This is a genomic window from Pseudomonas sp. ASL8, assembly GCF_056680355.1.
On record NZ_CM155278.1, the window covers coordinates 1291548 to 1303715 of the forward strand.

General features: G+C 60.4%; 10 protein-coding genes. 9 read left to right on the forward strand and 1 reads right to left on the reverse strand.

What is annotated here, in order from left to right:
- The first annotated feature begins 73 nt into the window (after positions 1-73).
- The 6 genes from AC1MEA_RS05755 (at position 74) to AC1MEA_RS05780 (ending at position 6990) form a co-directional block, all read left to right on the forward strand.
- On the forward strand, positions 74-2869 hold the full coding sequence (locus tag AC1MEA_RS05755; RefSeq protein WP_480917083.1) for a DUF2339 domain-containing protein: 2796 nt from the start codon (positions 74-76) through the stop codon (positions 2867-2869).
- Positions 2870-2949: 80 nt separating this feature from the next.
- Positions 2950-4263: a DUF3999 domain-containing protein gene (locus AC1MEA_RS05760; RefSeq protein WP_480918103.1), complete on the forward strand. Its 1314-nt coding sequence runs from the start codon at positions 2950-2952 to the stop codon at positions 4261-4263.
- 144 nt (positions 4264-4407) lie between these two features.
- Entirely contained in the window at positions 4408-5418 is a 1011-nt protein-coding gene (locus AC1MEA_RS05765) for a class 1 fructose-bisphosphatase (RefSeq protein WP_219063603.1), read from the forward strand.
- Between the two features lie 4 nt (positions 5419-5422).
- Entirely contained in the window at positions 5423-6025 is a 603-nt protein-coding gene (locus AC1MEA_RS05770; protein WP_219063604.1) for a DUF924 family protein, read from the forward strand.
- A gap of 122 nt (positions 6026-6147) precedes the next feature.
- Entirely contained in the window at positions 6148-6402 is a 255-nt protein-coding gene (locus tag AC1MEA_RS05775; RefSeq protein WP_219063605.1) for an outer membrane protein assembly factor BamE, read from the forward strand.
- Positions 6403-6420: 18 nt separating this feature from the next.
- Positions 6421-6990 carry a lipocalin family protein gene (locus AC1MEA_RS05780; RefSeq protein WP_219063606.1) on the forward strand — a complete coding sequence of 190 codons (570 nt, stop codon included), beginning with the start codon at positions 6421-6423 and terminating at the stop codon, positions 6988-6990.
- A 110-nt stretch (positions 6991-7100) separates the two neighbouring features.
- Here AC1MEA_RS05780 and AC1MEA_RS05785 read toward each other — a convergent pair whose 3' ends face one another.
- A complete protein-coding gene (locus AC1MEA_RS05785) occupies positions 7101-8465 on the reverse strand; it encodes a formimidoylglutamate deiminase (RefSeq protein WP_480917084.1) in 1365 nt (454 codons plus the stop codon).
- A 202-nt stretch (positions 8466-8667) separates the two neighbouring features.
- Here AC1MEA_RS05785 and hutC point away from each other — a divergent pair, with 202 nt between their 5' ends.
- The 3 genes from hutC to hutU all read left to right on the forward strand — a co-directional run bounded on the left by hutC (position 8668) and on the right by hutU (position 12050).
- Positions 8668-9378: a histidine utilization repressor gene (gene hutC, locus AC1MEA_RS05790; protein WP_219063686.1), complete on the forward strand. Its 711-nt coding sequence runs from the start codon at positions 8668-8670 to the stop codon at positions 9376-9378.
- Complete coding sequence (locus AC1MEA_RS05795) at positions 9375-9950, forward strand: HutD/Ves family protein (protein WP_480917085.1); 576 nt, start codon at positions 9375-9377, stop codon at positions 9948-9950. Before hutC ends, AC1MEA_RS05795 begins: the two co-directional genes overlap by 4 nt.
- Positions 9951-10349: 399 nt before the next feature.
- Positions 10350-12050, forward strand: coding sequence for a urocanate hydratase (gene hutU, locus AC1MEA_RS05800; protein ID WP_480917086.1), 1701 nt, complete (start codon positions 10350-10352; stop codon positions 12048-12050).
- The last annotated feature ends 118 nt before the right edge of the window (positions 12051-12168 follow it).

The window sequence follows — 12168 nt, forward strand, 5'->3', positions numbered from 1 at the left end:
TCCGTTACAAATTATGTCCCCGACGGCCTGGACCGATATACTCCAGGCAAGCCGTATAAAGGGATGTCGACGCGTGCAATGGATTCTCCTGCTGGTCGGGCTCGTGCTGGGTGGTTACCTGGACGAGTCTTTGGTGGGCGCTGCAATCGGCGCACTCGCCGGGCTTGGCCTTGGACAGGCCATTCGCATGACCCTGCTCGGCCGTCAGCTCGAGGCTGTTCAGCAACGCCTTACCCTCCTCGAATCCGCTCCTGTCAACGCTCTAGCCCCAACGCCTGCGGCTCAACCCCTTGTCAGTGCGTCCCCCGCTCTTGAAGCAACCGTCGAATTGACGTGGGATCTCCCCGTCGACGACGAATGGACCCCGCCGGCAGCAACGCCGAACCCGGTTTCCACGCCCGCAACCCCAACCATTATCGAACGCGCATTGGCTGGCGCACGCAACTGGCTGCTGGGCGGCAATACCGTGCTGCGGGTCGGGGTGGTGCTGCTGTTCCTCGGGCTGGCCTTTTTGCTGCGCTACGCCACTGAAGGCGTGGTCATTCCACTGGAAGCCCGCTACGCCGCCGTTGCCGCCTGCGCCTTGGCATTGCTGGCGCTGGGTTGGTGGCTGCGACAGCGCAACCGCAATTACGCATTGATCCTGCAGGGCGCAGGGATCGGTGTGTTGTACCTGACGGTATTTGCCGCCATGCGTTTGAATGCGCTGCTCGACCCGAATATGGCGTTCGGCCTGCTGGTGGTGGTGACGGTGTTCTCGGCGATCCTCGCGGTAAAACAGGACGCCTTGGGTCTGGCTGCGGCGGCGGCACTCGGCGGATTCGCCGCACCGCTACTGACGTCTACCGGCGCTGGCAGCCATGTGGCCTTGTTCAGTTACTTCGCACTGCTGAATGCCGGGATTTTTACCATCGCCTGGTTCAAGGCCTGGCGCCTGCTGAACCTGATCGGTTTTGTCGGCACCTTCGGCATCGGTTTCGTCTGGGGCCTACAGGCATACACGCCCGCATTGTTCTGGAGCACCGAGCCGTTTCTGATCCTGTTTTTCCTGATGTATCTGGCGATTGGTTTGCTGTTCGCTCGACGCAAACTGCAAGAACCGGGCACCGCGCCCGAAGACGATAGCCGCGAAGCAATGTTGCGCTGGTCGGCTCGCCAGGGTGACTACGTCGATGGCAGCATCCTGTTCGGTCCACCGATTGTCGGTTTCGGCCTGCAGTTCGCGCTGGTCCAACACATGGAGTTCGCTCCCGCCTACAGCGCGCTGGTAATGGGAATGCTCTATATAGGCCTGGCGCGCCTGCTGTCCGGCCGGGCACCGGGACGCGCCTTACTCCTGGTGGAGACCTGCCTGGCGCTGGGCGTGGTATTCGCGTCACTGGCGATCCCCCTCGGGCTGGATGCACGCTGGACCTCGGCCGCGTGGGCGCTGGAAGGCGCGGCCGTGTTCTGGTTGGGCTTGCGCCAGCAACGATTACTGGCACGCGCTTTCGGGCTGCTGCTGCAGGCGGGAGCAGGCCTCGCGCTGTTCGGCGACCTGCAGGACGACCTGTATCGAACCGACACCACCTTACTGGCCCATCGCGATGTCTGGACGCCGATGGTCGTCGCGCTGGCCGCGATGCTCAGCGCGTGGCTCCTGCAACGCCTGAGCCCAGTCAATGCAAGCCCCATGAAAACCGTGAACCTCCAACGCCTCGGCGCATTGCTGCTGGCGTGGGGAGTGGGCTGGTGGGCCGTGGCACTGGTCAACGGCGCGCAGCGATTCGCCCCGGTCGAATTGCAAATACCTATGTTGCTCTGCCTCGCCGCTGTCAGCGTCGCGCTGTGGACAGTCCTGGCCCTGCGACTGCGCTGGTCGGGACTGGCAGTGCTTTGCACCCTACTGACTCCGGCCTGCACCCTGCTATTGCTGCTCGCGCTGAACGCCAGCTATCACCCGGCGGCTCACTGGGGTTGGCTGGCGTGGGGCGCCGTGTTCGTCGTGCATCTGCTGTCGCTGCGGCACCTGGCGGGTACGCTGCCAGGTTGGGCGCTCAGCGCGGCGCATGTCCTGGGTTGCTGGCTGATCATTGGCGTGTTGGCGCTGGAGTTGCGCTTCGGCTTGATGGCATTGTCCGAACACTACAACGCGTGGCGCTGGCTGGGCTGGGCATTGCTGCCGAGCGCCTATTTGCTGTTGATGGCAGCGCCCCGTGCACTGCCGTGGCCAATCGAGGCCTATCCCCGGGAATACCGGGTCTGGGCCGCTGCCCCGTTGGCGCTGCTGATGTTGACCTGGTTCTGGCTGGCGAACATCGTCAGCGACGGTGCCGCCGCACCGCTGGCCTACCTGCCACTGCTTAATCCGCTGGAGTTGGGCCTGTTGCTCGCATTGGCCGGGGTGTTCGTCTGGGCACGCAGCCGATTGCCCCAGCTCGGTATCGCCCATGATCGCGCGCAGCAGATGGCACAGGTGGTGGCTGGGGCTGGCTTATTCGCCCTGTTCACTGCGATGGTCATGCGCACGGCCCATCATTGGAGTGGCGTGCCCTATCAGTTGGATGAATTGCTGGACTCGATGAGGGTGCAAGCCGGTCTGTCGATTGTCTGGACCTTGATGGCCCTGGCACTGATGGTTGGCGGGCACCTGCGGGGCCGGCGTGAAATCTGGATCGTTGGCGCCGCACTGATCGGTGTGGTGGTCGCCAAGCTGTTTTTCGTCGAACTGAGCAACCGCGGTGGGCTGGCGCGTATCGTGTCGTTCATCGGGGTTGGCGTGCTGCTATTGGTGGTGGGATATTTCTCTCCCTTGCCACCCAAACCGTCGTCGCCGATGCCTTTGCCTTCTAAAAAATCTACGCCCGATCCGACCACGACCATCGTATGAGGAACACGTTCTTGAGCTGTCAGTTAACCTTCACCCGCGCCGTAGTCGGCGCGGCGTTATGTGCGGCCTTCCTCACAACGATGTCCGCCCATGCGCTGGACAAACCGGCTGATTTCGCCAGCCAGGTACCGTTGACCTTGAGCGGCAATGGCCCGTGGTATCGCCTCGAACTACCGCTGGCGGTACAACTGGGTGCGAGCCAGACCGGTCTGGGCGACGTACGCGTGTTCAACGCCGAGGGTCAGGCGCTGGCCTACTCATTGACCCATAGCGACGTTCAGCATCGGGAAGACCAGACGCCGATCCCGGTGAAGTGGTTTGCCCTCTATGACACCGCCGATGCCAGTGATGCAGCGCCCAAGATTCGGGTCGAGCGCACCGCCAGCGGCACGCTGGTCGAAGTGCAACCGCAAGGCGAAATCGAAGCCGGCGAAGAAGTACTGCGCGGCTGGCTGCTCGACACCAGCGAGATCAAGGCCCCGCTGGAGCAATTGATTCTTGACTGGAACACCGAACGCGAAGGTTTTCAGCGCTTCAGTATCGAGGCCAGTAACGACCTCCAGCACTGGCAATCCTGGGGCGAGGGTCAGGTTGCACGACTTTCGTTTGCCGATGAAGTGATCGAACAACGCGAAGTCACTCTGCCCGGCCAACCAGCGCGTTACCTGCGCCTGCTCTGGAACACCCCGAACTCCGCTCCGACACTGACCTCCGCGCAATTGATCAGCGCCAGCCCCGACCACCTGCCGCTGCCTTTGGTCTGGTCACAACCGCTGGCGGGCGGCACCGTCAAGCCGGGCGAATACAGCTGGCAATTGCCCACCGATCTAGCGGTGGAGCGAATAAAAGTCGACATCAGCCAGGCCAACAGCCTGGCACCGGTCACCCTGTCGGGACGCCTCGACACCAACGCCCCGTGGCAAATCATGGGCGGCGGCTTGTTGTATCGACTGACGCAGAATAGTCAGGACGTGCTGCAGGATGAGTTACAACTAGCAGGCCGTACCGTACGGCAACTCAAAATCGATGTGGATGAGCGTGGCGGCGGTCTGGGCACTACGGCACCGCAGCTGCGTTTCGCGGTCCGCGCCACGCAACTGGTGTTCCTGGCCAAAGGTGCAGGGCCGTACACCCTCGCCATCGGCAACACGGCGGCGAAGGCGGCGGACTTGCCGTTGTCCACGCTGATCCCTGATTATCAACCGCAGGTGCTCGCGTCACTGGGCACTGCACAACTGGCGGCCTCGCCCGTGGTCATCGCAAGCCCGCCAACACCGGCCGCGAAAGGCACGGACTGGAAGCGCGCCAGTTTATGGGCCGTGTTGCTACTAGGCGTCGTTTTCCTTGGCTGGATGGCATTGAGTCTGTTGCGCACCCCCTCGGCAAAATCTTGAGCAGGGTCACCTGCTTGTTGCCGTTTTGAGGCTACTCTCAACTGGCATGTGAACTCTATGGGCCAGAACCCGGTCTGACTGGAGTATTACGTGTCCACTCGCGTTAAACTGCGCGGGTTTTTATCCCCCACTTCGGAGCTCTCCATGTCCCGCGTTACCCTAAGTCGCTATTTGATTGAGCAGACCCGCAGCAACAACACTCCTGCCGATCTGCGCTTCCTTATCGAAGTGGTAGCACGCGCATGCAAGGAAATCAGCCACGCCGTCTCCAAAGGCGCGCTAGGCGGTGTGCTCGGCAGCATGAACACTGAAAACGTACAGGGCGAAGTGCAGAAAAAGCTCGACGTGATCTCCAACGACATTCTGCTCGAAGCCAACGAATGGGGCGGTCACCTGGCCGGCATGGCGTCCGAAGAAATGGACAATGCCTACCAGATTCCTGGCAAGTACCCAAAAGGCGCCTACCTGCTGGTATTCGACCCACTGGACGGTTCGTCGAACATTGACGTCAACGTGTCGGTCGGCACCATCTTCTCGGTACTGCGTTGCCCGGAAGGCCACCTGAGCCAGAACGACAGCCTGAGCGAAAAAGCGTTCCTGCAACCGGGCACCCAGCAAGTGGCTGCCGGTTATGCGATCTACGGCCCGCAAACCATGTTGGTCCTGACCCTGGGCGACGGCGTCAAAGGCTTTACCCTTGATCGCGAACTGGGCAGCTTCGTGCTGACCCACGAAGACATGCGGATCCCTGAGACCACCCAGGAATTTGCCATCAACATGTCCAACTCGCGTCACTGGGAAGCCCCGGTAAAACGCTACGTCGACGAACTGCTGGCTGGCGAAGACGGCCCGCTGAAAAAGAACTACAACATGCGCTGGATCGCAGCCATGGTCGCCGACGTGCATCGCATCCTGACCCGTGGCGGCATGTTCATGTACCCACGTGACAGCCGTGACGCATCCAAGCCAGGCAAGCTGCGCCTGATGTACGAAGCCAACCCGATGTCGTTCATCGTCGAACAGGCAGGCGGCATGTCCACCGACGGTCATCAGCGCATCCTCGACATCCAGCCTGAAGGCCTGCACCAGCGTGTTGCGGTTTTCCTGGGTTCCAAGGAAGAAGTCGAGCGCGCCACGTCTTACCACAACGTCTAAAGCCATGTACGCGCCCTGGCATCCGCTGCTTGAATGGTGGTTCGGTTCAGCCGAATCACCAACCGACGTGGTAAAGGCCAAGGGCGCGCTTTGGTTCGGCAAGAAGAAAAGCCAGGACAGCGATGCGCGCGAGCGTTTCGCTGTACAGGTCGAACACGCATTGGCGGGAGGGCTGTCCGAATGGGCCGAATCCCCTCAAGGCTGGCTTGCACTGGTGCTGCTCCTGGATCAACTCCCTCGCATGATTTATCGCGATACGCCCAAGGCGTTTGCCGGCGATCAACGCGCCCAGGCATTGGTCGAACACGGTCTGAAACTGGGCCGCGACCAGCATTTGCTGCCGATTCAGCGATCATTCATCTATCTGGTGCTGGAACACAGTGAGCACCTGGAGATGCAGGATCAAGCTGTCGCCCACTTTACCGAACTGCTCCACGAACAATCGGCCACGGATCATGAGGTCTTCGCCGACCAACTTGATTACGCCAAAAAGCATCAAAGGGTCATTGCCCGTTTCTCGCGTTTCCCCCACCGTAATCAAATCCTTGGCCGTACATCAACGGCTGAAGAACGGGTGTTTTTGAAAGCGCCTGGGTCGCGATTTTAAGCGAGATATAAATCCCTGCCGTCCACGGGAACCAGATCGCGTATTTCTCTTCTAACCTATTGGCAATTCGCCAGCGTCCTACACGCTGTAGCGCCGCCCCCTACTGTTCAGGAGCTTCACTCATGTCTCTGCGTACCCTCGCGTTGTTGTCGTTTTGTGTGCTGTTGGCTGCTTGCAGTAAAATCACTCAGGAAAATTATTCGAAAATCTCCTCCGGGATGCCCAAGGCCGAAGTCGAAAAGCTGCTGGGCAGCCCGACTGATTGCTCCGGCGCGCTGGGCATGTCCAGCTGCACATGGGGCGATCAGAAGACCTTTATCAGCGTGCAATACGCAGGTGACAAGGTGCTGATGTTCTCCGGCCAGGGCCTGAAGTAAGCCTGAAAGGAGAGCCTTATGCGTTTATGGATAGGGATGCTGGCGAGTCTATTGCTGGCGGGGTGCGCCAACCCCTCTAGCGAGCTGATCGAGCCCAAGACGGTCGATCATGTTGACCTCAAGCGTTATCAGGGGACCTGGTACGAGTTGGCGCGGATGCCGATGTTTTTCCAACGCAACTGTGCGCAGTCCGAAGCCCATTACATCCTTAAAAACGATGGCAACGTTGGCGTGACCAACCGTTGCCGGACACTTGAGGGGCAGTGGGAAGAAGTGCACGGCACAGCGTCGCCGCAAGTCCCGGAGAAAACCGACAAACTCTGGGTGGAGTTCGACACCTGGTTTTCCCGGTTGCTGCCGGGCGTCGCCAAGGGTGATTACTGGGTGCTGTATGTCGGCGATGACTACAAAACTGCGTTGGTAGGTAACCCGAATCGCAAATACCTGTGGCTACTGTCGCGCAACACACGAGTGTCCGATGCGACGCGCGAGGAGCTGCTGGCCAAAGCACGTCAGCAGGGTTACGACACCACCAAGCTGATCTGGCGCGTGGATGATTCGAAAATCGCCAAACCTGTCGACAAATAGAGCATGTGAACCGCTTCGCGGATAAATCAGCTCCCACAGAAACCGGGCAGGCTATGTGCGAGCAGATTTATTCGCGAAGGCGACATGACAGACGCACAAGGTCCGCCTGACTACCCCAGCAATTCCCGCAACACCTGCGCAAACGCCTTGCTGCTTTCGTCTTGGCCCGCATGACGCCCGTCTTGCACCACCCAGCGACCATTGACCATCACATCGCGGATCTGCCGATCGCCCCCAGCGAACAGCCAACGATTGAGAATCGCGTCGCCACTGGCCGTCGCCAGGTAGGGATCGTTGCCATCCAGCACCAGCCAGTCCGCACGCTGCCCCACCTGGAGCGAGCCAATCGCCTGCCCCAAGGCCTGCGCCCCGCCACCAAGCGCCGCATCGTACAAGGTTCGCCCAACCATTGGCTGATCACTGCGATGCAACCGATTACGTCGCTGATCGCGCAGACGCTGGCCATATTCCAGCCAGCGCAATTCCTCGACCACGCTCAGTGACACATGGCTGTCCGAACCGATCCCCCAACGCCCACCCTGCGCGATGAAGTCCACCGCCGGAAAAATCCCGTCGCCCAGATTCGCTTCAGTGGTCAGGCACAAACCGGCCACGGCGCCGCTTTCAGCCATCAGTGCGACTTCATCCGGGTTGGCGTGAGTGGCGTGCACCAGGCACCAACGCGGGTCCACCGGGGTGTTTTCGTACAGCCATTGCAGCGGACGCCGTCCGCTCCAGCTCAGGCAGTCTTCGACTTCTTTCTGCTGCTCGGCGATATGAATGTGCACCGGGCACTGCTTGTCGCTGGCGGCCAACACCTCACTGATCTGTTGTGGGGTAACGGCGCGCAACGAGTGGAAGCACAGACCCAATGCCTGCGCGGGCTGCCGAGCCAGAATCGGGTCCAAGCGCGCCTGTAGATCCAGATAACTATCAGTGCTGTGGATAAAGCGACGCTGGCCTTCGTTAGGCGCCTGACCACCGAAACCGGAGTGGCTGTACAGCACCGGCAGCAAGGTCAGGCCAATACCCGCGAAGCTGGCAGCCTGGCTGATTTGCAGGGCCAACTCAGCGGGGTCGGCGTAAGGTTTGCCGGACGTGTCCTGGTGCACGTAATGGAATTCAGCGACCGAGGTAAAACCGCCCTTGAGCATTTCGATGTACAGCTGGCGAGCAATGACGCCGAGCTGTTCCGGGCTGATCTTCCCGACCAGACGGTACATCAGGTCGCGCCAGGTCCAGAAACTGTCGTTCGGGTTACCTGCCACCTCGGCCAAACCGGCCATGGCGCGCTGAAAGGCATGCGAATGCAGATTCGGCATACCCGGCAACAGCGGCCCCTTGATAAACTCGGCACCCTGCGCATCGGCATCGGCCTGGACACCGGTCAGCAGGCCATCGGCGCTGACGTCGAAACGAACATTGTTGGCCCAGCCACTGGGCAATAATGCGCGCTCGGCAAAGAAGGCGGACATGGCTCTACACTCCATCGTGTTTATTTGTATATACATATACAGACGTTTGCCTGCTCGGTAAACTCCGGCAAGCTTGTCGTCGGTCGGATCAATGGTTAGCTTGAGCGCATCTGCGCCATGGACCCACTTCCCGAATCATCACCTATCGAACAAGGATTTCACTGTGCCGACTCCGCCTGCCGTCTCTTCGCTGGCTGCCCAAATGGGCGACAGTCCGGCGCCTCTGTACGCCCGCGTCAAGCATATGATTGCCCAGCAGATCCAGAGCGGAACCTGGGCGCCACATCATCGCGTGCCATCAGAAAGCGAACTGGTGACCCAACTGGGCTTCAGCCGCATGACCATCAACCGGGCCTTGCGTGAACTGACCGCCGAAGGGCTATTGGTGCGCATGCAGGGCGTGGGCACCTTCGTCGCCGAGCCCAAGAGCCAGTCGGCGCTGTTCGAAGTGCACAACATTGCCGATGAAATCGCCTCGCGTGGGCATCGCCACACCTGCAAGGTCATCATCCTCAATGAAGAGGCCGCAGGCTCCGAGCGCGCCCTGGCTCTGGACATGCGTGAAGGTCAGCGGGTGTTTCATTCGCTGATCGTGCACTTCGAAAACGATATTCCCGTGCAAATCGAAGACCGCTTCGTCAACGCGCTGGTCGCGCCTGACTACCTCAAGCAGGACTTCACCCTGCAAACGCCCTACGCCTACCTGTCGCAAGTCGCACCGCTGACCGAGGGCGAGCACGTGGTCGAAGCGATTCTGGCCGAGCCGCTGGAATGCAAACTGCTGCAAATAGAACCCGGCGAGCCGTGCCTGCTGATTCGCCGCCGGACCTGGTCCGGGCGCCAGCCAGTGACCGCCGCACGCCTTATCCACCCAGGCTCCAGGCATCGACTGGAAGGACGTTTCAGCAAATGAGTCAGCTCACTGTTTTGCGCGCGGCCAGCTACCCGCGCATGCCGTGGAAAAACGGCGGTGGCAGTACAGAGGAAATCACTCGCGATGCGGGTGTTGGCCTCGACGGCTTCGGCTGGCGCCTGTCGATTGCCGACATCGCCGAGTCGGGCGGTTTCTCCACCTTCGCTGGCTATCAGCGAATTATCACCGTGCTCCAAGGCGCGGGCATGACCCTGCACGTGGACGGTCAAACCACTCGGCCCCTGCTGCCCATCGACCCGTTCGCTTTCAGCGGCGAAAGCCAGGTGGCCTGCACGTTGCTCGGTGGCGCCATTCGTGATTTCAACCTGATCTATGCACCGGATCGTTACACCGCTCGCCTGCAATGGATCGACAGCCCGCAGCGGTTTTTCACCTCGGCAGGCACTGTGCTGGTGTTCAGCGTGGCAGAGGGCTTGAGCGTCAGCGTAGGGAGCACCACCGAAATACTGGGCAAGCATGACTGCCAGCAACTGGACGGTAACAGTGAACTGCTGGAAATCTCGGTCAGCGGCTCATGCTGTTTGATTGAACTGACAGCGACTGATCGGTAGAGCGCCCCTCTACCGTTTCGCTTCGCGCACCCTCCTCTCGCAAATTGTTACCAAACGCCCCAATACCGCGCAAAACCGCCTCGTAACAACAGCCCCACGTCCTGACAGAAAAAATCTCATCTTTTTTTCGTATCCGCCCAGCCCTTCTATTTCGAGGCTCACAGCGGTTTTAAAGATTTATTGCCGACCCGCAAAGCGAGTTGGTCTTCCGATTGCATATGCTTGTATGTACAAGTAAAGATGTGTGCGCAGGAGAGAGCCGGTAACCACCCCAGCCCCTGTGCACATGCCTTGCCCCATTTACCTGCTAAACCTGTTTCGTCTGTTTCGAGATGCTCGATACAGACCTGCTTGCCCACTGCCTGGGCTGGTTTGGATTGATCGCTGAGGAGTTTTTTCGTGACTGAGAATACCCAACACTGGACCCCGGGAAACTGGACCAAACACCGTGACGTCGAAGTCCGCGCTGCCCGTGGCACCAAGCTGACGGCTAAAAGCTGGATGACCGAAGCACCGCTGCGGATGTTGATGAACAACCTCGACCCCGAAGTCGCCGAAAACCCGAAAGAACTGGTGGTTTACGGTGGCATCGGTCGTGCCGCGCGCAACTGGGAGTGCTACGACAAGATCGTCGAAAGCCTGACCAACCTGAATGACGACGAAACCCTGCTGATTCAATCCGGCAAACCAGTCGGCGTGTTCAAGACCCACAGCAACGCCCCGCGCGTCCTGATCGCCAACTCCAACCTGGTGCCGCACTGGGCCAGTTGGGAACACTTCAACGAACTGGATGCCAAGGGCCTGGCCATGTATGGCCAGATGACTGCGGGCAGCTGGATCTACATCGGCAGCCAGGGCATCGTTCAAGGCACCTATGAAACCTTCGTCGAAGCCGGTCGCCAGCACTACAACGACAACCTCACCGGTCGTTGGGTACTGACTGCGGGTCTGGGCGGCATGGGTGGCGCTCAGCCTCTGGCGGCGACGCTGGCCGGTGCTTGCTCGCTGAACATCGAATGCCAACAGGTCAGCATTGATTTCCGCTTGAACAGCCGTTATGTCGATGAGCAAGCCACCGACCTAGACGACGCTCTGGCCCGCATCGCCAAATACACCAAGGAAGGCAAGGCAATTTCCATTGCCCTGCTCGGCAACGCGGCTGAAATCCTGCCAGAACTGGTCAAGCGCGGCGTGCGCCCGGACATGGTCACCGACCAGACCAGCGCCCACGACCCGCTCAACGGCTACCTGCCAATAGGCTGGACCTGGGACGAATACCGCGCTCGCGCCAAGACCGAACCTGCTGCAGTGGTCAAAGCCGCCAAGCAATCAATGGCGGTGCACGTTAAAGCCATGCTCGACTTCCAGAAGATGGGCATTCCGACCTTCGACTACGGCAACAACATCCGTCAGATGGCCAAAGAAGAAGGCGTGGAAAACGCCTTTGATTTCCCAGGCTTCGTACCGGCTTACATTCGTCCACTGTTCTGCCGTGGCGTAGGACCGTTCCGTTGGGCGGCGCTGTCGGGCGATCCGCAAGACATCTACAAGACAGACGCCAAGGTCAAGGAACTGATCCCGGACGATGCTCACCTGCACAACTGGCTGGAAATGGCCCGTGAGCGCATCGCGTTCCAGGGTCTGCCGGCACGTATCTGCTGGGTTGGCCTGGGCCAACGCGCCAAGCTCGGTCTGGCGTTCAACGAAATGGTCCGCAGCGGCGAGCTGTCGGCGCCGATCGTGATTGGGCGTGACCACCTGGACTCCGGCTCGGTCGCCAGCCCGAACCGCGAAACCGAAGCGATGCAGGATGGCTCCGATGCCGTGTCCGACTGGCCATTGCTCAATGCTTTGCTTAACACCGCCAGCGGCGCGACCTGGGTGTCCTTGCACCACGGCGGCGGCGTCGGCATGGGCTTCTCTCAGCATTCGGGCATGGTGATTGTCTGCGACGGCACCGATGAAGCGGCCGAACGCATCGCCCGCGTATTGCACAACGACCCGGCCACCGGCGTCATGCGCCACGCGGATGCGGGCTATCAGATCGCGATCGATTGCGCCAAAGAACAGGGCCTGAACCTGCCAATGGTTAACCGCTGATCGCATAAACCTGTGAGAGCGGGCACGCAACTAAGCGGCCCGCGGCGAAGGCGTCTGGCCTGATACACCGAGCCGACCCTTTCGCAGGCAAGCCTGCTCCTACAGAGATCTTCGCATT

Bases quoted from the DNA above. Each gene is read 5' to 3' on its own strand.
- AC1MEA_RS05780 (WP_219063606.1), top strand. From the start codon at position 6,421: ATGCGTTTATGGATAGGGATGCTGGCGAGTCTATTGCTGGCGGGGTGC.
- AC1MEA_RS05795 (WP_480917085.1), top strand. From the start codon at position 9,375: ATGAGTCAGCTCACTGTTTTGCGCGCGGCCAGCTACCCGCGCATGCCG.
- hutC (WP_219063686.1), top strand. From the start codon at position 8,668: ATGGGCGACAGTCCGGCGCCTCTGTACGCCCGCGTCAAGCATATGATT.
- AC1MEA_RS05760 (WP_480918103.1), top strand. From the start codon at position 2,950: ATGTCCGCCCATGCGCTGGACAAACCGGCTGATTTCGCCAGCCAGGTA.
- AC1MEA_RS05785 (WP_480917084.1), bottom strand. From the start codon at position 8,465: ATGTCCGCCTTCTTTGCCGAGCGCGCATTATTGCCCAGTGGCTGGGCC.
- AC1MEA_RS05770 (WP_219063604.1), top strand. From the start codon at position 5,423: ATGTACGCGCCCTGGCATCCGCTGCTTGAATGGTGGTTCGGTTCAGCC.
- AC1MEA_RS05775 (WP_219063605.1), top strand. From the start codon at position 6,148: ATGTCTCTGCGTACCCTCGCGTTGTTGTCGTTTTGTGTGCTGTTGGCT.
- AC1MEA_RS05765 (WP_219063603.1), top strand. From the start codon at position 4,408: ATGTCCCGCGTTACCCTAAGTCGCTATTTGATTGAGCAGACCCGCAGC.